General features: G+C 58.5%; 18 protein-coding genes. 15 read left to right on the plus strand and 3 right to left on the minus strand.

All coding sequences use genetic code 11. The features are described 5' to 3' along the window. Positions 1-5: 5 nt before the first annotated feature. Positions 6-3,947 (minus strand): cadherin repeat domain-containing protein, encoded by a 3,942-nt coding sequence (locus K8U03_10200; GenBank protein ID MCE9605259.1) that lies wholly within the window; start codon positions 3,945-3,947, stop codon positions 6-8. Positions 3,948-4,222: 275 nt separating this feature from the next. On the opposite strand from K8U03_10200, the gene K8U03_10205 reads away from it, so the two are divergent. The 5 genes from K8U03_10205 (at position 4,223) to K8U03_10225 (ending at position 12,279) form a co-directional block, all read left to right on the plus strand. After that, on the plus strand, positions 4,223-6,007 hold the full coding sequence (locus K8U03_10205; GenBank protein ID MCE9605260.1) for a TolC family protein: 1,785 nt from the start codon (positions 4,223-4,225) through the stop codon (positions 6,005-6,007). Continuing rightward, the gene (locus K8U03_10210; protein MCE9605261.1) at positions 6,004-7,794 is read left to right on the plus strand and encodes a preprotein translocase subunit SecA; all 1,791 of its coding nucleotides are present in this window, start codon (positions 6,004-6,006) and stop codon (positions 7,792-7,794) included. The genes K8U03_10205 and K8U03_10210 overlap by 4 nt, the downstream gene beginning before the upstream one ends. A 40-nt stretch (positions 7,795-7,834) precedes the next feature. Beyond that, positions 7,835-8,680 carry an efflux RND transporter periplasmic adaptor subunit gene (locus K8U03_10215; protein MCE9605262.1) on the plus strand — a complete coding sequence of 282 codons (846 nt, stop codon included), beginning with the start codon at positions 7,835-7,837 and terminating at the stop codon, positions 8,678-8,680. A 517-nt stretch (positions 8,681-9,197) separates the two neighbouring features. Next, positions 9,198-10,076 carry an efflux RND transporter periplasmic adaptor subunit gene (locus tag K8U03_10220; GenBank protein ID MCE9605263.1) on the plus strand — a complete coding sequence of 293 codons (879 nt, stop codon included), beginning with the start codon at positions 9,198-9,200 and terminating at the stop codon, positions 10,074-10,076. A 1-nt stretch (position 10,077) separates the two neighbouring features. Further along, entirely contained in the window at positions 10,078-12,279 is a 2,202-nt protein-coding gene (locus K8U03_10225) for a hypothetical protein (GenBank protein MCE9605264.1), read from the plus strand. 33 nt (positions 12,280-12,312) lie between these two features. On the opposite strand, the gene uvrB is transcribed toward K8U03_10225, so the two are convergent. Both uvrB and K8U03_10235 read right to left on the minus strand, forming a co-directional pair. After that, entirely contained in the window at positions 12,313-14,475 is a 2,163-nt protein-coding gene (gene uvrB, locus K8U03_10230) for an excinuclease ABC subunit UvrB (GenBank protein MCE9605265.1), read from the minus strand. Between the two features lie 101 nt (positions 14,476-14,576). After that, the gene (locus tag K8U03_10235; GenBank protein MCE9605266.1) at positions 14,577-14,966 is read right to left on the minus strand and encodes a helix-hairpin-helix domain-containing protein; all 390 of its coding nucleotides are present in this window, start codon (positions 14,964-14,966) and stop codon (positions 14,577-14,579) included. An 83-nt stretch (positions 14,967-15,049) separates the two neighbouring features. Between K8U03_10235 and K8U03_10240 the strand changes: the two genes are divergently transcribed. The 10 genes from K8U03_10240 (at position 15,050) to K8U03_10285 (ending at position 23,592) form a co-directional block, all read left to right on the plus strand. After that, on the plus strand, positions 15,050-16,009 hold the full coding sequence (locus K8U03_10240; protein ID MCE9605267.1) for a nicotinate-nucleotide diphosphorylase: 960 nt from the start codon (positions 15,050-15,052) through the stop codon (positions 16,007-16,009). A 257-nt stretch (positions 16,010-16,266) separates the two neighbouring features. After that, positions 16,267-16,860, plus strand: coding sequence for a hypothetical protein (locus K8U03_10245; GenBank protein ID MCE9605268.1), 594 nt, complete (start codon positions 16,267-16,269; stop codon positions 16,858-16,860). A 64-nt stretch (positions 16,861-16,924) separates the two neighbouring features. Continuing rightward, positions 16,925-17,728, plus strand: coding sequence for a hypothetical protein (locus K8U03_10250; GenBank protein MCE9605269.1), 804 nt, complete (start codon positions 16,925-16,927; stop codon positions 17,726-17,728). Between the two features lie 27 nt (positions 17,729-17,755). Then, a complete protein-coding gene (locus K8U03_10255) occupies positions 17,756-19,306 on the plus strand; it encodes a hypothetical protein (protein ID MCE9605270.1) in 1,551 nt (516 codons plus the stop codon). A 15-nt stretch (positions 19,307-19,321) separates the two neighbouring features. Continuing rightward, the gene (locus tag K8U03_10260; GenBank protein ID MCE9605271.1) at positions 19,322-19,573 is read left to right on the plus strand and encodes a hypothetical protein; all 252 of its coding nucleotides are present in this window, start codon (positions 19,322-19,324) and stop codon (positions 19,571-19,573) included. 2 nt (positions 19,574-19,575) lie between these two features. Continuing rightward, a complete protein-coding gene (locus K8U03_10265) occupies positions 19,576-20,169 on the plus strand; it encodes a type II secretion system GspH family protein (GenBank protein ID MCE9605272.1) in 594 nt (197 codons plus the stop codon). A gap of 81 nt (positions 20,170-20,250) precedes the next feature. Beyond that, a complete protein-coding gene (gene pilM, locus K8U03_10270) occupies positions 20,251-21,315 on the plus strand; it encodes a pilus assembly protein PilM (GenBank protein MCE9605273.1) in 1,065 nt (354 codons plus the stop codon). Between the two features lie 11 nt (positions 21,316-21,326). Next, complete coding sequence (locus tag K8U03_10275; GenBank protein ID MCE9605274.1) at positions 21,327-22,148, plus strand: PilN domain-containing protein; 822 nt, start codon at positions 21,327-21,329, stop codon at positions 22,146-22,148. Continuing rightward, on the plus strand, positions 22,145-22,693 hold the full coding sequence (locus K8U03_10280) for a type II secretion system protein M (GenBank protein ID MCE9605275.1): 549 nt from the start codon (positions 22,145-22,147) through the stop codon (positions 22,691-22,693). The genes K8U03_10275 and K8U03_10280 overlap by 4 nt, the downstream gene beginning before the upstream one ends. A 68-nt stretch (positions 22,694-22,761) precedes the next feature. Further along, a complete protein-coding gene (locus K8U03_10285) occupies positions 22,762-23,592 on the plus strand; it encodes a hypothetical protein (protein MCE9605276.1) in 831 nt (276 codons plus the stop codon). The last annotated feature ends 41 nt before the right edge of the window (positions 23,593-23,633 follow it).

The raw sequence follows: 23,633 nt of genomic DNA on the forward strand, positions 1-23,633 counted from the left end.
CGGCATCATCGAGCACCAAGCGCGCTGCGAGTGTCGAATACGCTGTCGAGTTCGTCGACGTCATGCATGCGCGGGTTGCGACGTCGCTCGTATTCCAATACCGGCAATGGATCGAAGGCCTTCCAGGTCGGCAACGATGATAGCAAGATCGAGGTCAACGATCCGGCCTGAAGCGACCAGACGAGATAGCCGACCGTCAAGGTAGCGGTGATCCCCGCCGTGCCGACGACCAAACACTCCACGGTCGTGTAGGCTTGCTCTTCGATCGTCGCTACGATCGTCTGCCAAGGAATCGACGCCTCTTGCGACGACCAACCTTCGGAAGTCTTAGCCGCCACCGGCCCTTTCGTCAGCAGCGCGGTTCGCACTCCGTGAGTCGCCTTACTGCCCGCGCTCGAGACACTGCTCCAATCGACGTTCTCACACCGATCTGCATAGAGCGTGTCGTCATCGATCGATTCGGAGGGGAGTACCGGTGGTCTCTCGTCGTGTGTTATTTTTGACTCTCGATCAAGTAACGATGCCGTGTCGAAGCCTGACATTTGACGTACGTTCTCCAACATGCCGAGCAGCGTCGGGCGTGGAAGAGAAATCGTCGGCCAAAATACAACGTCATGCGATGATGTGCCGGGAATCAACGCGACTTCCGAACGGCCGACGCTCGAGCCACCTGCGCCGTGATCATCCATAGTTTCCGGCTGTGGACTCGGGAATACTGCCGCTTGCGAGATCGCAATCGTTGTCTGAATGGTTTGCGAACTCATGCCGTCGCGCGGTTCGTCGGTCACAACCAGAGAGACTTCGCCGTTGGTCGCAATTCCCCGAAAGCGCAGTCCGGCAAGCGCCGCATTGACATTCGTAAGCGTGCCGCTGAACGCCAGTAACGCGCCGCTCGAGCCCGCGCCGTCGACGAAAGTGAGCCCCGCCGTTTGCGCAAGCGCGACGGTGCCGTTGTGAGCCGTCAAAGTTACGGTCAATCTCGGATCTTCGGCATACGCATCTTCGATGGTGATTCCGCTTCCCGTAGTCGGAGAAAAAACGGCGAGATAGTTATCGGCACTAAGCGCGATCGGATTTCGCAATTGAATTCGATCCGCGGTGGGTTGCACCACCACAGCGACTTGCGCCGCGGCAGTCCGTGCCCCGCCTCCTCCATTTAGCCCGAGATCGTCGACCGACACTGCAAAGCCTGTCGATCCGCGATAACTCTCGTTCGGGCTAAACTGAAGGCCATCGAGCGCAGAGTTCAAATTGCTCAAGCTGCCGCGAACGGTGATGGCGTCGTCGCTCGTGCCGTCACCGACGACGAAGGTGAGCCCGGCAGTTTGCGCCAACGTCAATGTGCCGTGGTTCGCGTTGAGCGTAAGCTCGATCGAGCCGGAGCCCGCATCGTTATCGCCGACGACCATGGCCCGACCGTTCGCCGTCGAGAAAATCAGCCCGGTTTGAAACGCCGTCGTTTGCGCACCCGGCAGCGTCAAACTCGGCGCGTCGTTCACGGAATCGACGGCTAGACTTAGCGTAGCGGTCGTGATTTGTGCCGGCCCCGACCCATTATGCCCAAGATCATCGACCGAGACCTGCAACTGCGCAGCGCCATAGAAGTTCGCCGTAGGATGGAATGCCGCTCCGTTGAGCGCCGCATTCATTGCAGCGGAAGTGCCTTGAAATATCATCAAGGCATCGTCGGTTCCGTCGCCAACCAAGAACGTCAGCCCACTGGTTCCGCTCAGCGAGATCGAACCGTTCGTTCCGGCAAGAGTCATTTGCAGCGGCAGCCCGGCAGCGTCGGGATCGGCAACCGCGATTGCATTCCCTCCCGCCGTGGAAAAGACCAATGCCGTGTCTTCGTTCGTCGCCTGCGCACTCGGCAGCGTGATGATCGCGGGCTCGTTCACGTTCGTTACCGTGACGAAAATCGTTTGCGTCGTGAAGAACGTCCCATCCGACGCACGGACGATTACCTGATAAACGTCGTCCCCATCCGAATCGGCCGGGGCTTCGAAATCGGGAGCGACGACGAAGCTTAGCGCACCGGTCGCTCCGTCGATCATAAAGCGTCCGGCATCCGTTCCGCCGCTGATCGAATAGTTGAGCGAGGGGGTCGGCAAATCGGCATCGGATGCCGCCACCGTAGTTACCGAAGTCGTATTTTCCGCCGCGCTCACGTTTGCTGATGCCCCGCCACCATTGCTCGTCATCGTAGGCGTGTGATCGTTTACCGGAGTGACCGTGATCGAGATGTTGCTCGAAGTCGTTTGTGGGCCCCCTGTGCCGCTATAGCCGAGATCGTTGCTTACGACTCCGAGCGTTGCAGTACCGGCGAAATCGAGCGTCGGCATGAACGTGAGCCCATTCAAGGCCGCATTAATATCGACGATCATGCCCGTGAACGTCATCACGGCATCGGCCGTTCCGTCGCCGGTCGAGAACGTAAGACCGGATGTGCTGCCGAGCGTCGTCGTTCCGGAAGTTGTCGTAAGGGTCACTCGAATCGGATTCGACGCCGCTCCGGCATCGGCGATGCCGATCCCATTTCCCATGCCGCTACTAAACACGAGCGGCGTGTCTTCAAGCGTGGCTTGCGTTCCCGGCAGCGTGTGGATCGGAGCTACGTTCGTTCCATCGATGAATCGTTGCAGAAATACTCCGTCGGCGTCACCGGCGCCGTTGCCGCTCCAAGCGACGACGAAGCCGTTCGAGCTTTGCATTGCAACCGATGGCGACTGTTGCGAACCCGTTATCGTCCGATTGACGAGAGTTTCCGATGAGATGGCAGTCCCTGTCGCGTCGAATTGACGAAAGTAGACGCCGTCGCCGCCGGCGGCATCCTGATTAGTGCTTGTCCATGCGACGACGAAACTCCCCGAAGCATCCATCGCGATGCGCGATTCACGTTGGTCTCCCGCCGTTGTGACGTTCATCGCCGTCTCACCACCGACCTTTGCTCCCGTTGAATCGAACCGTTGTCCGTAGACTCCGTATCCGCTTCCGTCTTGAGCTTGGCTCGACCATGTGACGAGGAAGTTTCCGGCACCATCCGTAGCAACCGCCGCTTCGGTCTGATTTCCTGCGGTGGTCGTATTAATTCGGAACTCGGCACCTAAAGGGTTGCCGGCGGCATCGAAGCGCCGACCGTACACGCCGGTGCCTGAGCCGTCCTGTGCAGCGCTCGTCCAAACGACGATGAAGTTTCCCGCAGCGTCGTAAGCAACCGTCGAGAGATTCTGATCGCCGGACATCGCTGTATTGACGAGAAACGCAAGCCCATCCGGGGAACCGTTCGCATGGAACTGTCGCGCGAACACGGCATCGCCGCTGCCGTCGCCGAAAGCTCTCGTCCACGAAATCGTGAAGTCGCCCGCCGCATTGATCGCGATCGAAGGATCATGGAAGTCTTCCAACAGAGCCAGCGCGACTTGCTGTTCCGGACCGATCCGGCTTCCCGCGGCATCGTAGCGCTGAAAGTAGATCCCTTCGCCGAGAATCGTGATTCCAAGCACATCGAGGATCGGGCCCGACCATGCGACGACGAATGTCCCATCGGCCGCCTTGGCAACGGCAGCTTCCGTCTGATCGCCGAGAATCGTCGTGTTTACTTGAAACTCAGCCCCTTGTTTGTTGCCCGTCGCATCGAACCGTTGTGCGTAGATCCCCGTTCCGGTTCCATCCTGGCTATCGCTTGCCCAAGCGACGACGAAGGCCCCCGTGGGATCCGCGGCGACGGCTTGCTGCGTTTCGTTTTGAATCGATTGCACGGACGTCGTCTCCGTGTTCACGAGAACCTCGCCGCCGGCCGGAGTCGCGCTAAACAAAATGCGATCTTCGTACTCGACGCAATCGAGCCTGCGGATTGTCCCCGGCATCGCGCGAAGAGGCGTTGCACGATCGTGCCGCAGCATTTTGCGCAGTCGACTGCCGATGCGGTGAATGATGTGCGAACCCATGACTGCGCTCCCTGATCGAACTCAACCCGACCGAATGTTCTAAGAAAGAATTAGCTCACGCGATCGGCGCTTATGTGGAACACCACGCCGGATGATGACAAGCACCACATGGACGGAACCCGCGGAAAGACGGCAGTTACGGATTGCAGTGTCGCGAGTCGACAAGATGGATTTACGAAATGCAGCGGTCGATGAGATCGAACGACGCAACGCCCATGCAACGCCGGCATGGTGACGTCGTCTGAAACCCATGCTTTATCAAGCTCGATCTCGCGATGCCCTATCTCTTCGCAATTAGAACGATTCAACTGCTCTGCTTTTGCCTCGCGACTGCGAGCGAAGTGCGGGTCGTTGCGCAGTCGATTCGGCCCCTCCCGCCGATCTCGGCGGAGACGAGTGTCGAAACATTGCAACCTGTTCTTCCAGCCGAGGACTTCAAGCTCGCTCTCGTCGACAACGAGCTCTGGTGGGACACGGCGCTACTCTCGTCGCTCAACGCCACGGAGTGCCCGCTAGCCATCGGGCTCGAAGCGGTCGTCAATCGCGTGCTGATGTTCTCTCCCCACGTGCGGATCGTTGCCGACGAGCCAGTGATTCGCGGCGCTCAAGTCACCGATGCCGCGTCGCGCTTCGATCCTCGCGCGTTTCTCGACTCGAAGTTCACCGACACGAGCGATCCGGTCGGCAATTTACTTACCACCGGCGGGGCGAGCCGCTACCTCAACCAAAACTTCGTTTCGTCGGGCGGCTTGCGACAAACGTTCGCTTCCGGCGCCAAGGCCGAGGTCGCACAGAAATTCGGTTACGAAGACAGCAACTCGCGATTCTTCATTCCACCGAACCAAGGCACCTCGCGCATCACGCTTACGATCACGCAACCCCTCTTGAACGGCTCGGGCAAAGCCTACAACCTCAGCTCGATCTACTTAGCGGAGCTCGGCGTCGGCGCAGCCGTCGGTCGGATGCAAAAGGAATTGCAAGACATCATCATCGAATCGCATCGCGCCTACTGGGATCTGCGCGTGCAACGTGCCGCATTGCTGCAAAGAGCGCGCCTCAAGCAACAAGCGATCGATGTCGTCGCCGAATTGGAGGCGCGCGTCGATTTCGACGTCGTGCAGAGCCAGATCGTGCGAGCGAGAGCAGCCGCCGCTACGCGCGAGGCCGCGGTGATCCGTTTCGGAACCAACGTCGCCAACGCCGCGACACGGCTGCGTGCACTGTTGAACGATCCGAACCTACTGAATCCTCCGCAAGAGTTGATTCCGTTCGATCGCCCGTGGTCGGAGCCTGCTGAGCCGAATGTCGCGCAATCGCTGACGGACGCTTTGCAATATCGACCGGAAATTCAACAAGCATTTATCGAGGTCCGGGCGGCGAGCATTCAAGCCGATGTTTCGCAAAACGAACTCATGCCGCTCCTTAATCTCGTCTTGGGAACCTACGTTGCCGGACTTCAAGGCAATTCCGATGTCGGCCAAGCCTGGGTCGATCAATTCAGCGTCGGCCGTCCGACCTATTGGACCGGACTACAATTCGAGTACCCGCTGTTCAATCGAGGCGCTAATGCGCGCCTAACGCAGCGCCGCGTGGAACTTCGCCAAGCGACAAACCGCTTGCAAGCCGCCATGCTCAATATACGAAGCGAAACCGAGATCGCGGTGCGAGAGGTATCGACGCTCTACCGCGAGATGCTCGCGAAACGTGATGCGATTCGAGCCAACGCCGCCGAGATCGACTATCTCACATCGCGACGTAGCCTCATGATCGGCGACCCGCAAACGGCCGGCGTCGTGCTCGACGATCTCTTATCGGCCCAAGAACGACGAGCCAACGCTGAGTTCGACTTCGTCGCGGTTCAGGCGGCCTACAACGTCTCGCTCGTGAACTTGAATCGAGCAACCGGCACCTTACTGCAAACGCAACAAGTCCGCATCGACGACGCTTGCCAAGGGGGCGTCCCGACGTTGCAAGTCCGCTTGGATAAATCGGAAGCTCACCTTCCTATTGCGGCCCAACTCGGCGACGGCGTGCCCGCCGGCAACGAGGTGCCACGATGAACCCGATGCTGTCATCGACTTCGATGCCTTCGACTTGGTGGAACCGCACGTTTCAGCGACGTCGCCGGCCCGCTTTCGATGTTGCGGAAACACTTCACTCGTTTTCGTGTGCGGTCGAGCGACACCTCGGCATCACGCCGTTCGATTCCCAGTTGCACGCCGCTACGTTGCTTGCACAAGGTCGTGCCGTCGAGATGCGCACCGGCGAAGGGAAGACTCTCGCCGTCGCCGCAGCAGCTGCCGCCCGTGCCATTGCGGGCCGAAGCGTGCATGTTGCGACCGTCAACCGCTACCTTGCCGACCGAGATTTCCATACGTTCGCGCCGGTCTTGCGTAGCATGGGCTTGAGCGTCGGACTAGTCGACGGCAGAGCGACTTCGGAGATCAAACGGCAAGCCTACGGCTCGCAAATCGTCTACGCGACGGGCTACGATCTGGGGTTCGACTATCTGCGCGATCAGCAACGTCGTGCGCGGCAAAACTCGTCGCGACTCGGCGATGAGCTTGTGCGTCGTTTATCCGGGATCGACAACACGCACGATATGCCGATGCCGCTCGACTTCGTCATTATCGACGAAGCCGATTCGGTGTTGCTCGACGAAGCGTCCGTTCCGCTATTGCTCGCCGAATCGACGAACCAAAATGTCAAAGATGCCGCAGCCACCGAATCGGCCGCACAGTCTTGTCGGGAGCTTAATCTTGGGCGAGATTATCTCGTAGATTCGCATAGTCGCGTCATCTCATTAACGATGAATGGCGCCGATACGATCGAACACCGGCTGAGACCACGGCCCGAGCTTTTGCTCCTCCGGCCGTGGCGGCAGTATGTCGAACATGCGCTTATCGCGCATCTCCTGTTGCAACGCGATGTGGACTATATCGTCTTCGACAATCGGATTCACCTAGTCGACACGACGACGGGTCGCATCTTCGACGACCGACGCTGGTCCGAGGGACTGCAGCAAGCCGTTGAATGGAAGGAACGTCTCCCGTTTTCGCAGCCGACGATCGGATCTGCGAGTATTACGCGTGCCTGTTTTTTTCGCTCTTATCGCACGATGGCGGGAATTTCCGGGACTCTCATCGAAGCGGCCGGTGAACTTCGCTCGACGTTCGGACTCACGGTCGAAGCGATCCCACCGCGACTTCCTTCGCGTCTTATCGAACTTCCGACTCGCTACTTCGCAACTCCGGAAGCGCGACGTCGCGCCGTGGCATTAGAGACGGAGGCTATGCAACGACTCGGTCGGCCAGTGCTCGTGGGCTGTCGTACGATCGCGGAAAGCGCCGCAATTGCCGAAGAATTCAAACGACGACGCATTTCGCATCGGGTACTCGATGGCCGGCAAACCGAAGCGGAAGCGGCGATCATCGCCGAAGCCGGCCGGAGCGGTATTGTTACCATCGCGACGAACATGGCCGGTCGCGGGACCGATATTCGTCTTGGTAAGAGTGCGAAGGATTGCGGCGGCCTTCATGTCATCGGCATCGAGCGCAACGATTCGGCGCGCATCGATCGGCAACTACTAGGTCGTGCCGGAAGACAAGGAGATCCCGGCTCGGGCCGCTACTTCGTCGCCGCTTCCGATTCGTTGATCGCAAATGATCCGAAGCTGATCGCTTCGATGGTTCAATCCGCCGAAGCAAACGGCGAGGCTCACGGCAACTTCGAGCAGCAATGGACCGAATGCAGGCGCGTCGTCGAGCTCGATGCTCTCAAGCGACGAGCATCTATAGAACAACGGTATTTACGACGAGCGGACTCGACGACCATTCTGCTCGGATAAGAGGTTTCGTTCAATCATGATGAGACTAAGGAAACAAAGCATGTCGCTACGATTCTTCGACACGATTCTCTTGCTACAGTTGGTTGTAGCAGCGCAGGCTCATGCCGAGACGTTCGAGAGTTTTACGGAACCTTCACGAACGATCGACGTCGCTCCCGCCGAGACGGGAGTCGTCGCCCGCGTCGAAGTTCGCGAGGGAGATCGTGTCCGCAAAGGTCAAGTACTGGCATCGCTCGACAAGGAAGTTCTGTTGATCGCTCGCGAAATCGCCCAAGCGTCGGTCGATGCGACGGGCCGCAAGGATGCGGCGCGAGCCGAAGCGGAATTGCGCAAGACTCGACTCGACAAGATTCGTACGCTGCGCAGCTCAGGCCATGCCGCCTCCGAAGAAACGCAACGGGCGGAGATGGAGCACACAGCGGCAAAGGGACAGCATCAGTCGCTCGAAGAGCAGGCGATCGTCGACCGGCTCGAAGTCCGGAAGATCGACTCGATGATCGAACGGCGACTTGTTCGGAGCCCGATCGACGGCATCGTCACGCACATTCACTATGATCACGGAGAGTTCGTCACTCCCATCGCGCCGACCATCGTTACGGTCGTACAGCTCGATCCCCTTCGTGCCGTATTCAATCTACCGCAGTCGGCCGCTCGCGCTTTGAAGCCCGATGCGACGGTTGTGCTGAATTTTCCCGAGGAAGAAGAAGGAGTTCCGGGGAAAGTGGAATTCATCGCGCCGGTAATCGATGCGGATAGCGGCACCGTGCGTGTGAAAGTCCTTATTGATAACATCGATCAGACACGCCTGGCTGGTCGACGTTGCACGCTCCGTCTCGACGAAGTGCCGGCGCAACAACCGACCGCACCGCAAATCGCGAATCCTTAAACAGACTCAGAACATCATGATTCCGACTTTTATTCGTTCTGATCGACGCCACGATTCGGCAGTTCAGCAACCGAACGACGACTTACGCCGGAGCCACGACACTTCAGCCGCGCTTTTGGAGCTTGCGAAGCAGTTCGTTATCGCCACGGACGATGAAACGGCTTGCCGATGCTTGGCGACAGGCTTGAAAGAGCTGGGGAATTTAGAATCCGTAGCGATCGGTTTAATTGCGGGCTCCCGATGTAGGCTCCGCGCTATCTCCGGCATAGCGACGATCGAGTCGAATGCCCCGAACGTGCGAACTTGGGAAGCGGCACTTACCGAATGCGCTACAACAGCCAACTTCAGGCTGGATTCGGCAACCGAGGCAATGACTTCCGTCGACGGAACTCAGGAACGGCCTTGGTGCCTTCCTCTGAAATCCGGCGATGGCCGTGTTTTCGGTGCGTGTGCGATAGTACTTCCAACGGCACTCGACGACACAGCAAATCGATCGTACCTACGAACGGTCGTCGACGTGCTCGGTCCACTCTTCGCTACGGCGATGCAGGCGCGCCGCTCTTCGGCGTTGGTTGTCAGCTTGAAACGAATCGGCAATGCCATTTCCGGCCGTCGACGCTGGGCCATCGTCGTTTGTGCAATGATCGCGACGATGATCACTCCCTTGCCTTTCACCGTCCGTTGCGATTGCGAGCTACAACCCAAGCAACAACGTGTCGTTGCGGCCCCTTTCAATGCCGTTTGGCGGCAAAGCCACGTTCGACCGGGCGATTTCGTCACGGAAGGTCAACCGCTCGGTCTTCTCGACTCGTCCGAGTTGCTGAGAGAACTTGCTGCGGCGACGGCCGATCGAGATCGAGCCGCTAAATCGAGCGACGTGAATGCCGCTGCCGGAAAAACGGCTGCCGCACAAATCGATCGTTTGGAAGTGCGACGTGTCGAGGAACGAAGGTCTCTACTCATGCGCCGTCTGGAAAATATCGAATTGAAGAGTCCGATTACGGGAATCGTGATGAGTGGCGAATGGGAACGCGCGGAAGGGGCCCCGATCAAGCAAGGAACCGTGCTCTATGAGATCGCGCCGCTAGATCGAATCGTCGTCGAGACATTCGTTGCCGAAGGCGAGATCGAACGCCTGCGGCCGGGCTCCTCGGCTACCGTGGTACTAGATGCTCGGCCTTACGAGAACTATACCGGTACGGTCGAGCGCATCTATCCCCGAGCGGAGATTCACGACGACGCGAACGTTTTTATCATCGAAATCACACTGGATAATCCCGACCGCGTCCTGCGACCCGGCATGAAAGGACACGTTTACGTGGAGACGGAAACTCGTTCGATAGCGAAGCTATTCACCGATCGCTTTTGGCCGACATATGCTTGGATGAGTTGGTAACGTGAGTATGAAAATCGGTTCGCCCTCATCTCCTGCGACGCAAACTCACATTCTTCATCCGGAACGGCTCGTCGTCGCCGCTCGTCGCGACTTAAGGGTTTCGACTCGACACGATCGCGGCGAGCTTTTCTACTTCGTCGAAGATCCGTTACGAAACAAATTCTTCCGCTTAGGAAAAGCGGAGCATGCGCTATTCTTAGCACTGGACGGAACGCGAACGCTGGCCGAAGCCGCGGCCCACACGGCATCGGCGTCGGGCTCACAAGCTCTCACGCAAGACGAAGCAGTCTTGCTCGGGGAGTGGCTTGTACGATCAGGCTTGGCATCGAGCGACATCGGTCTTGCCTCACGTAGTCCGACGATGTCACAAGTCCCGACAAGACATGACCGGTGGAATCTTTGGTCGTTTCGGATCACGCTGGGAAGTCCCGACCGTGCGCTGGAAACCCTGGACCCGTTCGGTCGATTTCTCTTCGGGCGAACATTTCTCGTGCTCTGGTTCGCGATTCTCGCAGCGGCGCTGCTGCAAGCGTTAACGGCTTGGCCGATGCTTGCGAAAAACTCGCCCATCGACTGGGGTTGGCAAGGTGCTTTGTCGCTCTTCGCGGCTTGGTGCGGCCTCAAGATTTTGCATGAACTAGCACACGCGATCGCTTGTCGACGGTTCGGCGGCAACGTCGGCAACGTGGGACTCGCATTCGTGCTGGGAATGCCGTCGCCGTTCGTCGACGTATCGACGATCTGCCGCGTGCCCGACAAGTGGAAGCGGATCGTCGTCTCATTGGCAGGGATTTACATCGAGATTTTCGTAGCGGCGCTGGCGATGATCGCCTGGAGTGCTTTTGAAGATCCCTTAGTAAGGCAAGGAGCACTCGCCGTCGTCTGGGCTGCAGGAATCGGATCGGTGATTTTCAACCTGAATCCGCTCATGCGATTCGACGGGTACTTCGCACTCTCGGATGCCATGGAGATGCCTAACCTATCCGCCGTCGGCCAAGAGGAATCATGGCGGCTTCTACGACGTTTCTTGTTCGGTATCGACGAAGCGGAGATCTCCGCCAAGGGACGTCGCCCCGCCTGGGTTGCCTGGTACGGCATCGCGGCGATGCTGTGGCGCACGTTCGTTCTCGGCTCGTTGTTGCTACTAGCGATCGCGAAGCTAGGAGCATTCGGAACCATTTTTATTTCGATCCCTCTATTTCTCGCTTGGTTAGCAAAGCGCCGAACTCTCCGCCGTTCCCTAATCCGAGGTGGAGCAAACGTCGGTAGGAATCGACAACGGCAAGCCGCGACCTGCACGGCACTCGGGCTGCTCTCGGCGATCTTGTTCTACTGCTTAGATCCAAGCACGAAGGAACTCGCAGCGGTGGTCGACTATGAACCGCTCGAAGTCGTGCGAGCGGGCACAGCCGGATTCGTTCGACAAGTCTTCGTATGTGATGGCGAGCAAGTCTTCGCGGGACGTAAGATCGCGGAATTAGACAACGCCGAATTGCTTGCCGAGATCGGTCAAGTCGAACTCGCGATCGAACAATCCACGATTCGCTCGCGCATGCATCGGCAAGCTAAAACAACCTCGAAAGAGCAAACGGAGCGATTGCAACGCCAAGTCCTCGAAACGGAGTTGCGGGAGCTTCATCACCAAAGAGAAGGCCTGACCATCGTCGCCGCAACGGACGGAACGATCGTCTCGCGAGGCATCGATCGCTATGTGGGGCTACGGTTGGAAAAAGGGGATGAGATCGCCTCGATCGCCGGCGACTCAGCGAAAACGCTTAAGATTGCCGTGCCGCAACGCTTGGTGACGGCGATCGCGAATGCCGAGGATCGCACTGCGGACGTCCTGATTCACGGACATCGAAAACCGGTATCGATTCGTTTGGCGACGTGCGACCCTCAAGCCTCGACGCGCTTGATCCACCCGGCGATGAGCGTGGAACATGGTGGCATGCTGAGCATACGCCGGCGGGAAGCGACGCCGGACGAAGCCGGAGAAGGCAAATCAAGGAACCGCCGCGATACGACGATCGCGGAAACAGTAGAACCTTGTTTTCAGATGACGGCGCGAGCGGATGAAGAAACGCTGCGAGATGTGGCCGCCGGCCGTACGGCAATCGTGAAGGTTCGCATTCCATGGCGAAGCGCGCTCCACGATTATTGGTCGCGCTCCTCGGCTTGGCTGCATCATCCGCAAGCGGAATGAAGCCCTCCATATATGCCTGACGGCAATAGAGGATCATCCACGCTTCGGTCGTGGAATGCGGGTGCCACCGCCGCCCCCTTTGCCTTTTCCTTTGCGACGTCCTTTTCCCTCGCTCGCAGTCTCGGAGATGATCGCAGCCGGCTTGCCCATATGCCCCTTCATCTTGTCGATCCGGTCTCGAATGTTCGCTGCACGTTCGAAGTCGAGCTCATCGGCGGCGGCAAGCATCTCGGCTTCCAACTCCGCGATGTATTCTTCCGTAATGTATTGCGTCTCGTCGGTGCGACCTACCGCGGCATTGGCTTCCGCATGCGCCGTCTGGAGCGATTCGATTCCTTGACGAATCGATTTCCGCACCGTTTCCGGCGTAATGCCGTGGGCGATGTTGTACTCATGCTGGAGCGTTCGGCGGCGCGAGGTTTCTTCGATCGCTCGCTGCATCGACTCTGTCACCTTATCCGCATACAGCAGCACCTTCGCGTTGACGTTACGTGCCGCACGACCGATCGTTTGCATGAGGCTCGTCTCGCTGCGAAGAAAACCTTCTTTATCGGCATCGAGAATGGCGACCATCGACACTTCGGGCAAGTCGAGCCCTTCGCGCAACAAATTGACACCGATCAAAGCTTCGAAACGCCCCTCGCGCAGGTCGCGTAGATGCTCGACACGCTCGAATGCGTCGAGTTCGCTATGCAGCCATTTACACTTAACGCCATGCTCATTGAGGTAGTACGACAGGTCTTCCGCCAGACGCTTCGTCAACGTCGTCACAAGCACGCGCTCGTCGACGGCAGACCGTAGCTTGATTTGCTCGAGCAAGTGCGGCACTTGCCCGCGCGCGGGTAGCACTTCGATGATGGGATCGAGCAAGCCGGTCGGACGAATGACTTGTTCGACGACTTCACCGCCGGTTTTCTGCATTTCGTAAGGGCCGGGAGTCGCCGAGACGTAAACTCCTTGTCGGAACTTCTGTTCCCATTCTTCGAACTTGAGGGGGCGATTATCGAGGGCGCTCGGCAAACGAAAACCGTGTTCGACCAGCGTCGTCTTACGACTTTGATCGCCGGCGAACATGCCCCGAATCTGCGGCACCGTCACGTGCGACTCGTCAACGACGAGGAGAAAATCCTTCGGAAAGTAATCGAACAACGTTTCGGGTGCGGCGCCGGCAGGCCGGCCCGTTAGGTGTCGGCTGTAGTTCTCGATGCCCGGGCAGTAGCCGACTTCCATCATCATCTCGATGTCGAAACGTGCGCGAGCGTTCAGACGCTGCGCTTCGAGGAGCTTCCCCGTGTTGCGAAGCTGCTCGAGCCGCATCTCAAGCTCGGCCTTAATCCCGTCGATCGCTTGCTCGATCTTCGATTCGGGCAAGACGAAGTGCTTGGCGGGATAGATGAAGATTTCGTTTTGTTGCTGAATCGTCTCGCCGCTCGTGGGATCGACATACGAGAGCGATTCGACCTCATCTCCCCAGAACTCGATGCGGTAGGCAAACTCTTCGTACGCCGGCCAGAGTTCCACGCAATCGCCTCGAACCCGAAACTTCGTTCGCTCGAAAGCGTAGTCGTTGCGCTCGTACTGAATCTCGACGAGCCGACCCAACATTTCATCGCGGTCGACTTGCTGCCCACGCGTGAGCGAGACCATCATCGCTTTATAATCCTCGGGCGAGCCGAGGCCGTAGATCGACGACACGCTCGACACGATGATCACATCTTTACGACTGACGAGTGCGCTTGTCGCGGCCAGTCGCAAGCGGTCGATCGCCTGATTGATCGACGCGTCTTTTTCGATGTAGATATCACGCTGCGGGATGTAGGCTTCGGGCTGATAATAGTCGTAATAGCTGACGAAATAATGAACGGCGTTCTCCGGAAAGAACTCCTTAAATTCGCCGTATAGCTGCGCCGCGAGAGTTTTATTGTGCGAGAGGACGAGTGTCGGGCGGCTGATCTCTTGAATGACGTTCGCCATCGTGAACGTCTTGCCGGAGCCGGTCACACCCATCAGCACCTGCTCGCGTCGGCCCGCACGTAGCCCCTCGATAAGCGATGCGATCGCTTGCGGCTGATCACCTGCCGGCTGAAACGGGCTATGCAGTTTGAAGTCCACGAGTGTCTTTCTCCGTAACGTGGCGCTTGCCGAGGTCTCCGGCGACGACCTCTCTCGACGCAGGCCTTCTCCGTGCCGACCCATCAGCATACGGCATTCGTCGGTGCGGCGCGAAGGGGGAGTTTCGCGAAGCATTGCGGAAGGAAATTCGCATCGATTCCGCTTTAAGAAATGGCGCGTCGACGCTAATCGAATCTTACGTGCGGACGAAGCACTTCCAAGGTCTTGCGACCGATCCCTTTCACTTGCAGCAGGTCGTCGAACGATCGAAATCTTCCATTTCGTTCGCGGTGTTCGATCAACCGCCGCGCCAGCATCGGGCCGACCTGCGGCAACTCGCCGAGTTCGGCGACATCAGCCGTATTGATATCGACGACAAAGCGGACGGCGCGCGGGCTAAGATTGGCCGCAAGCCGCTCGTCGGCATTCACTAAGTGTCCCGTCGGGCCGCCGGCGCGGAACCAGCGAATGCCCAAGCTTGCGATCGCAACGACGAGTAAAAGCGCCAGAGCCGCTTGATCGCTGCGGCGCAGGAAACGTCGACCTCGAACTTCGCTTTTTCCTTCGCTCGACATCACGATGACGCTCTCGACATGACGCCTTCCGTTGCTGCGGTTATGATCCACGTATTCTATCCGAACAGGAGCGTAAGGAAACGATGCCTCGCAAAGACTACCGCGACGTTCGCTGGGACGCCCAACTCGAAGACGATCTTCGGCAACTCGTACGTCTCGCCGTGCGCGAAGACCTCGATCGGCATCACGACTGGACGACGGCGCTCTTGGTGGATGAGCAGGCCGTGAGCTTCGCGGCGGTCGTGGCGCGCAAGCCGGGGATCGTCGCGGGTTTGCCCGGCGCAGCGATTACGCTCGCGGAATACGACCGACGGATCGAATGGCGGCCGCTGGTCGAGGATGGCGCATACGTCGTCGCGGGAACGACGCTGGCCGAACTACGTGGCCCCGCGCGCAGTTTGCTTACGGCAGAGCGTCCGATGTTGAACTTGCTCGGCCGCCTTTCCGGAATCGCCACGCTGACACGCCGCTACGTCGATGCGGTCGCCGGAACGAAGGCCCGAGTTTACGACACCCGTAAGACGATGCTCGGTTGGCGGCGTGTCGAGAAGTATGCCGTGCGCATGGGAGGGGGCTGCAATCATCGGGTCGGATTGTACGACGGCATTTTGATTAAAGACAACCATTTGGCTCAAGGAGGAGCGCACGTCGGAGCAGAGCAGGGGAGCGCACAACGTTACACGCCGGCCGAAGCGGTCGCACGTGCCAAGCAATTCATCACGCAGCGATTGCTTGAGCTACCGCTGGAGAAAGATTATTGGGAGGCGATGCTCGTAGAAGTCGAAGTCGATAGTCTCGCTCAGCTCGATCTCGTGTTGCCGGAACTGCCCGACATCGTCCTGCTCGATAACATGCCGCCGGCCATGCTTGCCGAAGCGGTGCGACGACGCGACGCCGTAGCTCCCTCGGTGGAACTAGAAGCCTCGGGCGGAATCAACCTTGCGACGATTCGCGCCGCTGCCGAAACGGGCGTCGAGCGCATCAGCGTCGGCGGACTCACGCATTCGGCCGACTGGTGGGACGTCGGTCTCGACTGGCTGTAGCGATCGTAGCGATCGAATCGCTCGCAAGCCGCTCGTGCGCATCGAAGCGTACCTACTTCTTCTACCGTCGGGCAGCTTTGCCTAGGCGTTGCTTTTGACATCGCTGCACCACGACCTAGGTTTGCATGTGTCGGAACCTTGGGGAGGGGACCGATGCACGGCACGGCGAGGACGAGCATGACGCTTGAGGGGACCTCGCCGTGCCTCTTTTATTTCCCGCGTCTGCGGAACGCCCGGACGCCGCACGAGAACTTCCCATGCATCCAATCGACCGCAAAACGCGAATCGGCTTCACGCTCATCGAGACCGTCACGGCGTTGACGCTCGCTTCGGTCGCCGGTGTAACGATTCTTGCCAGCCTCGCCACGACGACCGGAGCATCGCAAGATTCGCTCGACCGCGTCGTCGCTCTCGGACTCGCGCAGCAATTGCTCGACGAAGTCTCGGGAATGAAATACGTCGAAGCTCCCGGCGGGGAATACGATACGCCGATGGGGCCCGGCAGCCCGGAAATCAGTGCCGGAGCACGTAAGCAGTTCGACGACATCGACGACTATAACGGCATCGCGACGACCCCACCGACCGATCGTTGGGGAATACGACTCGGGACGGACGACGGCAAACAATCGACGCGTAACACCAACTTTCAGATTCCTGCGACGTTTCTCAACGGCTGGAAGCAGCAAGTCGACATCAGCTATGTCAGCGACTCGAATCTTTCGACCGTGCTCACAAGCGGCTCGTCGAATCATCGCTTGATTCGCGTGCGGATTATCGTTACCGAAACAGACGGCAGCGTCACCACGCTTGCCGACTTATCAAGGGTGGTTGCCAATGTCCCGGCAGGCTGACCCTTCTCGCATCGCGATTCAGTTGCGAATTCGGCCGCGAAACCGAGCGTCGCGACGTCGTGCCATGACGTTGCTTGAGTTGATGCTCGCGATGTCGATCTCGGCGATCATGGTAGGCTCGCTTTCCGTCCTGGCGTCGGCGACGAGACAAACGGCCGAGTTTAATCAAGGCCAGTCCGATTCCGTACAGCATGGACGAGTCGCGATGCAACGGATCTCGCGCGCCGTGGCAGATGCTTATGCCACGGAGACTTATCCCGGCGTGGTGGTCGTCGACACGACCGTCGGCTCGTATCGCTATCCGGATACGGTCGTCATCTGGCGACCGGCCGGTGGCGTGCCGGCAAATCCAGCGGGGCCGCCGCTCATCAAAGAACTCGTCATCTTCAGTCCCGACGCGACCGATCCGGGCCTGCTGCTGGAGATCACCGCTCCGACCGACACGCGCACGATCCAACTCAACGACGCTTCACTTAACACCACCTCGGGACGTACGACCATCACCGGCATTAAAACGGCCACCACGAGCGTGAAGACTCAGATTACCTCGCGAATAAAAACCGCAAGTGCCGCAACAGCCACGGGTGGTAACACGACGAGTTCGTTGCGCGCGGCGATCCGATTCGAATGCGAACTTCATCCTTCCACGGCGGAAATGACGTCGTTTCGTGCCGGGTCGACGGCTTGGACGGACCTTTCCTGGCCGCAAAGTATTTACAGCTCCTCGTTCGGATTACGCCAGATTTGGCTACGGAGCGAGATTCAATTAATGGGACAAGACAAGAGTTTCGACGGCACTTATACCGCCGCGACGGCCGTATTGCCGTTCTTCGGTTCGGCAACCAACTATTACAATCTGAACAAATAACGGTCTCGCCGACCCTCGGCTACTCGCATGCCTCTCGAACTTTCCAACACGTCGAAACCAGCGGCCTACACGTCCGCTCGCGCGCGCGGTCGTTCGGTGTCGGGCTCTCGGTCCGGTATTGCGATCGTGCTGGTGCTTGCAATGATCGCGATGACGATGGCCGTCTCTTATTCGATGCTCCGCTCGCAAACGGCGCAGTTGAAGAGTTCCGCCGGCAGCGAACTGCGCATCGATGCCCGACAAGCGGCCCTGAGCGGACTTTCAGCGGCACTGCGAAAAATGAATCAAACGAGTTGGAGCGGTGCCGACTCGACCCTCACCGGCACGATCAATTCGAGTCAAACTTATACGGCAACCTACACGACCGGCGACGATAGCCTCGCCGTTACCGATGCGCAAGCCGCCGATTGGCCGTATCGCGTAACCATCTTATCGACCGGCTATGCGACCGACACATCCGTTTCGACGGTGCCGACGACTTACAAGGTTCAAGCGGTCGTGGATTTGGTTCCGAAACAAGTCGCAACCAATCCGACACCATGGGCCGGTATGCAATCGTATGTGCTCTACCAAACCGGCACCGACGACTTATCGGTTCAGCTGCCGTTGAAAGTCGATGGACCGGTTCGATTCCAAGGGAGCCTCACGAACTTCTGCACCACGTATCCTTCGCCGACCGCCTGTCGCGCACAGTATCTCTCCGATCTCAATTTGATGCGCACCAAAGGGTACGGCGATCATCGACCGTTTACCGGACCGATCAGCCTGCCGACGGCATCCACCAGTACGACGATTCGCAGCCTGCTGACGAGCAATCTCGGCTTAACGGTTACTAATCTCGCGTCGTCGTCGAGCACGGGCTGGAATGCGCCGAGTTCGATGTCGACGTATCAACTCTATCCCGGCGGCAGGGCTTATACGATCCCGACACTGGCGACGACGGTAAGCGGTATTTCGCTACAGCCCGACCCACGCGACAACCCGGCCGGACTTTTCTTCCGGAACGGAGATGTGACGCTAGGTAACAACACGACGATCGTCGGCACGGTCATCAGCACCGGCAAAGTGAAATTCACCGGGGTAAATGTCTCCGTACAAGGACCGACCTTGCCTGCGCTCGACGGCTCTTCGACGACGTTCCAACTGCCGGCCGTCATCGCAACGAGCGATATCGTTTTGTCCGACGGAGCATCGGCCACCGTGCGTGGCACGGTGGCGACGTTTACAAAGTTCAGCGCTTCGGGTGGATCGGAAAGTTCAAAGTTCGATCTGCAAGGAAAGTTGATCTGCAAGCAACTCGAAGTACTTTCGCGCTCGGAGTGGAATCTAGGAACTTTCTGGTGGTCGCTGGCTTGGGGTTGGTACAACGATCAATTGTCGGACCCCAACCCGCAAAAATACTTGCCCGTTTATATGCAAGGCTGGAGCATGCATTATGCGCCGCAAATCACGATCGCCGCCCCGACGACGACTTCCTCGACGCAACAATGGTTCACCGCCGGTAGCCCGCTCTATGCCGTGGGCACCGGTGATGTCGGTTTAAGATGGTCCGTAATGCGAATGAAAGAGATCCCTTAATCGAAGGAGCGACGAATGCGTACGCACCCGTTTATTTCCGCCGCGATCCCCAGCACCGCGATTGCAGTCGTTTGTTGCGTGCTAGGCTTTCAACAGACGGGCTCCGCGCAACCGAAACCTCCGCACGAGCCGTTTGCCAACAGCGTCGCGCAGCAAGCGGAAATGATTCAAGAACTGCGTGAGATTAATCAGCAATTGAAAGAACAGAACGCGTTGCTGAAAAGCGGCACGTTGCACGTCGTTATCGACATCGCTAAGAAAAAATAGCCATGAACTCAGCCGCCCGGACATCTCGATCTGGCTACACGCTCGTCGAGATTATGATCGCAATCTCGATCATGGGCATTATGGCCGGCGCGGCGATTCCGCTGTTCCAACCTAATGTCGCGGTTCAGCTCGAATCGACGGGTCGCATCATTGCCGCGGATCTTGCTCAAGTACGTGACTTAGCGGTCTCGAACAACAGCAACTACCGCCTGACGTTCGATCTCGCAGAGAACCGCTACTATCTGGAATATTCGGGCACGAACGCCGCACTCGCGACTCTGCCCGCGACGATTTACCGCGACGCATCGAATACCACCACACGCCGATACACCGACCTCGACGATCTGCCGCAACTCGGCACAAGCGTTAAACTCTATTCCGTCGTCGCCGCCGCTGCTTCTCCTACAAGCATTACGACCCTTGAGTTCGACGCCTTAGGCGCGACGGTGCAAACAGCTGAAACGCTTATCTGGCTTTCGACCGGCTCCGGAGACGGAGTTCGCTACGTCTGCATCCATGTCGATCCGATTACCGGACTGGCCCGAGTCGACGACATAACCGGCATTTATCCGTACGGATCCGGTTCCGGGAGCTAGAGTTTCGCATTCCTCGCGGTTCGCTCAGGCGGCGGCACGGCAGTAATCGCGAATAGGCGGGAGTCGGAAAGGTTCGTTCGTATGGTTTCATTGCAAGGATTTCGACGCGTCGGCCCGATCGGCATCGACTTGGGGAGCCGTTCCATCAAGCTCGTGCAGATGAACGGCGATCGTACGCGCATCCTCGAATCGGTTCGCTGGGATCTTCCGATCGAACCGGCCGTCGACGCCGATGAACAACTACGTCGCTGGACGAAGGCGCTGGTCGATGCGCGCGAAGGCCGCAAGTTTCGCGGGCGCGATGTCGTCGTTTGTTTAGGTGCCCGCGAGCTCGCCGTGCAGAACGTGCGCGTCACGAAACCGGCTTCCGGAGAATTGGAACCGCTGATTTTGAAAGAAATCGGCGATCGCTTCGCGTATCCGATCGCCGAAAGCGACCTACGGTTTCTAGAAGCGGCCGACGTTCGACAAGGAGACACGATTCGTCGCGAAGTCATCGTACTCGGTTGCCATCGTCCGCAGTTGAATCGCTTCATGCAGGTGCTCGACGATTCCGGCCTCAAGCCGGTAGCGGTCGAAGCGGAACCGCAATCCATACTGCGTTGCTACGGCGCTCAATATCGTCGTGATGAGGATCGCGATCAGCGGGCGATCGTCGTGCATGTCGGCAACACGAACACGGCCGTCGTCATCGCGCAAGGGAATGAAATCCTCTTCATCAAATACATCGAGCTCGGCGGCAAACATTTCGACGAAGCCGTGGCCCGGACGCTCAAAATGGAGTTACCTGCGGCTTGGGCCTTGCGTCGTAACAACGGCGATCGACGCACGGAATTGCAGGATGCCGAGATCGCACGGAGCGTGAACGAATCGATTCGTCCGGTTGTCGATCGACTGGCGAATGAAGTCTCGCTCTGCATTCGATATCACAGCGTGACGTTTCGAGGCCAACCGTTGGTGCGATTGGTGCTCGGCGGCGGAGAAGCAACGCAAAACCTCGTCGAACGCTTAGCCGCTCGCTTGGATCTGAAGTGCGAACTCGGTGATCCGTTCCGCAGCTTTCCGACCGCCGCCGGTGCGAGCACGGGTCGTAAATCGCAATGGGACGTCGCCATCGGCATGGCGATGCGTCGTTTCGACGAATAAAGGCGACGCCCATGAAAACAATCGACTTTCTTCCGGAGCGTTATCGCCAAGCGACGAAGCGCAGACGCACTTCGTATTGGCGGCTCGGCGTCACGGTATTGTTTCTCGTAGCCTTTGCTGCAGCAGCCGGTGGATTGTTCCTGATCGAGCGCGATGTACGAGGCCGGTACGAACAAACCAACGCTCTGCATGCCGCGGCGCAAGCCCAGCAGATGCTCGTCGCAAACAAACAACTCGAGCTCACGGAGCTGCGCAATCGTGCCGAGTTGGCAACCTTTCTGCGCCACCCTTGGCCTCGTTCGCGCATCGTGCATGAAGCGCTTGTGAACCTCCCGCAGGAAGTAACGATCGAGCGACTACATCTCCATGTCGCGGAGCGTCCGAAAGTGCGCGTCGCCGAAGCCGCGGCCGCTGTGGAGAGCACGACGCCAAAAATAGCGAATGCGGAATCGGATCTGACGGCTCTGCGCACGGCGCTCGAGGCCGTCGATCTGCTCGTGACCCTCGAAGGGATCACGTTCGATCAACCCGCTCTGCACGTTTATCTTCAAGCGTTGGCGGCGTCGAAATTGTTCGTGAAAGCGGAACTAACGTCGATCGAAGCAGTTACCGGCGACTCCAGCGGCGGCGAAGTCCGCTTCGCGGTGCGCATCGTCGTTCGACCGGGCTGGGGTATGCCCGGAGGCCCGAGCGCTGAGGAAGCGCAACCTGCCGATGAAGAAAAGCCGGCTGATCCGGTCGCCGAAAAAGAAAGTGCCTCTAAAGCATGGGTGGCGGATACCGCATTGCTTCAACGGCCGAACATCGATGCCGGTGGGAGGGTAATACCGTGAAGAAATCTTTTCTCACCGGTGGCTGGGGAGCGATCGTTCCACTGACGGCCGCATTCGGAGTCTATCTGTTCTTCGTGTTCCTGCCGGGCATGAAAGATATTCACCGCATGCGCAGCGAAATGGAAACGAAGGAAATCGTCGTTCAAGTAGCCGCTGCGATTCCCGATCAATTGAAGCAGATCGATCAGGAATTCGTCGACGCGCACCGCTATTTGGAAAAGTGGCGGGGAGTTTCGAACAAGCCGAGCAATATCGCCGAGTTGTTCGGGCGGCTTTCGAATATGGCGAAAGCCTCGGGAGTCGCCACGACCACGTTTCGCCCGGAGACCAAACAAGCCTATGCCACGCTAGAACGGATCCCGCTCACCCTCGGTTGCCGGGGGACACCGGAGCAGGTGCAAACATTGCTATCGTCGATCGAGTTGCTCAATCAGCGACTCTGGGTCGATGACGTAACGATCGAACGCAGCCGGCAGGACGGGAAGTCTGTGACGTGCGAGTTAAAACTGGCAATCTTTGCCGATAATTTTGAGATTTCGGATTAGGTCGAGCCTACCAATTACCGATACATGAGGGGCCGGAGTCGGACGATCGCCGTTCGCCGGTATGAACGATGAGTGTCGCCAAGCTATCGAAGCAACTCAAGCGTGAGCTGAAAGCGAACCCGCAAAAGGCGGGAATGCTCGGCTTGCTCTGCGCCGTGGCTGCTTACTTTTGGGGCCCGCTCGTCTTCAAGTCGGAAGAAACGAAGAAGCCGGCACCTGCCGTTGGAGCGGCGCCCGTTGCAGCGACTGCAACGGCGCCTACCGGACCGCAGTCGCCGACTGCCGGTACACCACGAATGGAGTGGCGTGTTTTATCGAGTCGGTTGCAAGCCGATCCGCTGATGCGGAGCGTGCCGGGCAAGTCGGCGAACGATGAATTGCGAAACCCGTTCGGTGCCGCCGTGAAGAAGAAAGAAGAAACGAGTGAAGACGACGTGGCCGCCTTGCTCGAAGAAGCCGCAGCTGCGGGACTCTTCGACGAGGAAAAACCCGCTCCGTCGATCAAGATGAGTGCCGCCGCTTTGAACACCTATCCCTTGACGCTGACGAGTACGTTGGTCGGGCCGAGAGCTCGAACCGCGGTTATCAACGGCAAGGCTTACGTGCAAGGAGCGGCGATCGGACAAATCAACGAGGTAGAACTGGTTTTGGAAACGGTCGACCCACGCTCTGCAACGGTCGCTTGGAACGGAGCTCGACGCGAGCTACGCATTCCACGCCCGGGAGAAAGAGTGGCCGGCGACGACTCCGAAACAAATGACGCGAAAACGAAGGCCACGGAAGAAAACGGCGATTCGTCGAGTGAAACGGAAACGAGCGAAGATGTGTTTCGCGCCATCCTTTCGAATTCAGGCGTGAAAGATACCGGCTCGAATCAAGTAGTGAATCCGACGCAGTAGCGTCGGCATTTTCGAAGCGACAGCAACGTCAAGGAAGACGT

The sequence above is a fragment of the Planctomycetia bacterium genome (genome assembly GCA_021413845.1).
In the GTDB taxonomy this organism is placed as follows: domain Bacteria; phylum Planctomycetota; class Planctomycetia; order Pirellulales; family PNKZ01; genus PNKZ01.

Excerpts from the sequence above, each read along its gene's own strand:
- K8U03_10200 (MCE9605259.1), bottom strand. The coding sequence starts at position 3,947 with ATGGGTTCGCACATCATTCACCGCATCGGCAGTCGACTGCGCAAAATG.
- K8U03_10205 (MCE9605260.1), top strand. The coding sequence starts at position 4,223 with ATGCCCTATCTCTTCGCAATTAGAACGATTCAACTGCTCTGCTTTTGC.
- K8U03_10210 (MCE9605261.1), top strand. The coding sequence starts at position 6,004 with ATGAACCCGATGCTGTCATCGACTTCGATGCCTTCGACTTGGTGGAAC.
- K8U03_10215 (MCE9605262.1), top strand. The coding sequence starts at position 7,835 with ATGTCGCTACGATTCTTCGACACGATTCTCTTGCTACAGTTGGTTGTA.
- uvrB (MCE9605265.1), bottom strand. The coding sequence starts at position 14,475 with ATGGGTCGGCACGGAGAAGGCCTGCGTCGAGAGAGGTCGTCGCCGGAG.
- K8U03_10235 (MCE9605266.1), bottom strand. The coding sequence starts at position 14,966 with ATGTCGAGCGAAGGAAAAAGCGAAGTTCGAGGTCGACGTTTCCTGCGC.
- K8U03_10240 (MCE9605267.1), top strand. The coding sequence starts at position 15,050 with ATGCCTCGCAAAGACTACCGCGACGTTCGCTGGGACGCCCAACTCGAA.
- K8U03_10245 (MCE9605268.1), top strand. The coding sequence starts at position 16,267 with ATGCATCCAATCGACCGCAAAACGCGAATCGGCTTCACGCTCATCGAG.
- K8U03_10250 (MCE9605269.1), top strand. The coding sequence starts at position 16,925 with ATGACGTTGCTTGAGTTGATGCTCGCGATGTCGATCTCGGCGATCATG.
- K8U03_10255 (MCE9605270.1), top strand. The coding sequence starts at position 17,756 with ATGCCTCTCGAACTTTCCAACACGTCGAAACCAGCGGCCTACACGTCC.
- K8U03_10260 (MCE9605271.1), top strand. The coding sequence starts at position 19,322 with ATGCGTACGCACCCGTTTATTTCCGCCGCGATCCCCAGCACCGCGATT.
- K8U03_10265 (MCE9605272.1), top strand. The coding sequence starts at position 19,576 with ATGAACTCAGCCGCCCGGACATCTCGATCTGGCTACACGCTCGTCGAG.
- pilM (MCE9605273.1), top strand. The coding sequence starts at position 20,251 with ATGGTTTCATTGCAAGGATTTCGACGCGTCGGCCCGATCGGCATCGAC.
- K8U03_10275 (MCE9605274.1), top strand. The coding sequence starts at position 21,327 with ATGAAAACAATCGACTTTCTTCCGGAGCGTTATCGCCAAGCGACGAAG.
- K8U03_10285 (MCE9605276.1), top strand. The coding sequence starts at position 22,762 with ATGAGTGTCGCCAAGCTATCGAAGCAACTCAAGCGTGAGCTGAAAGCG.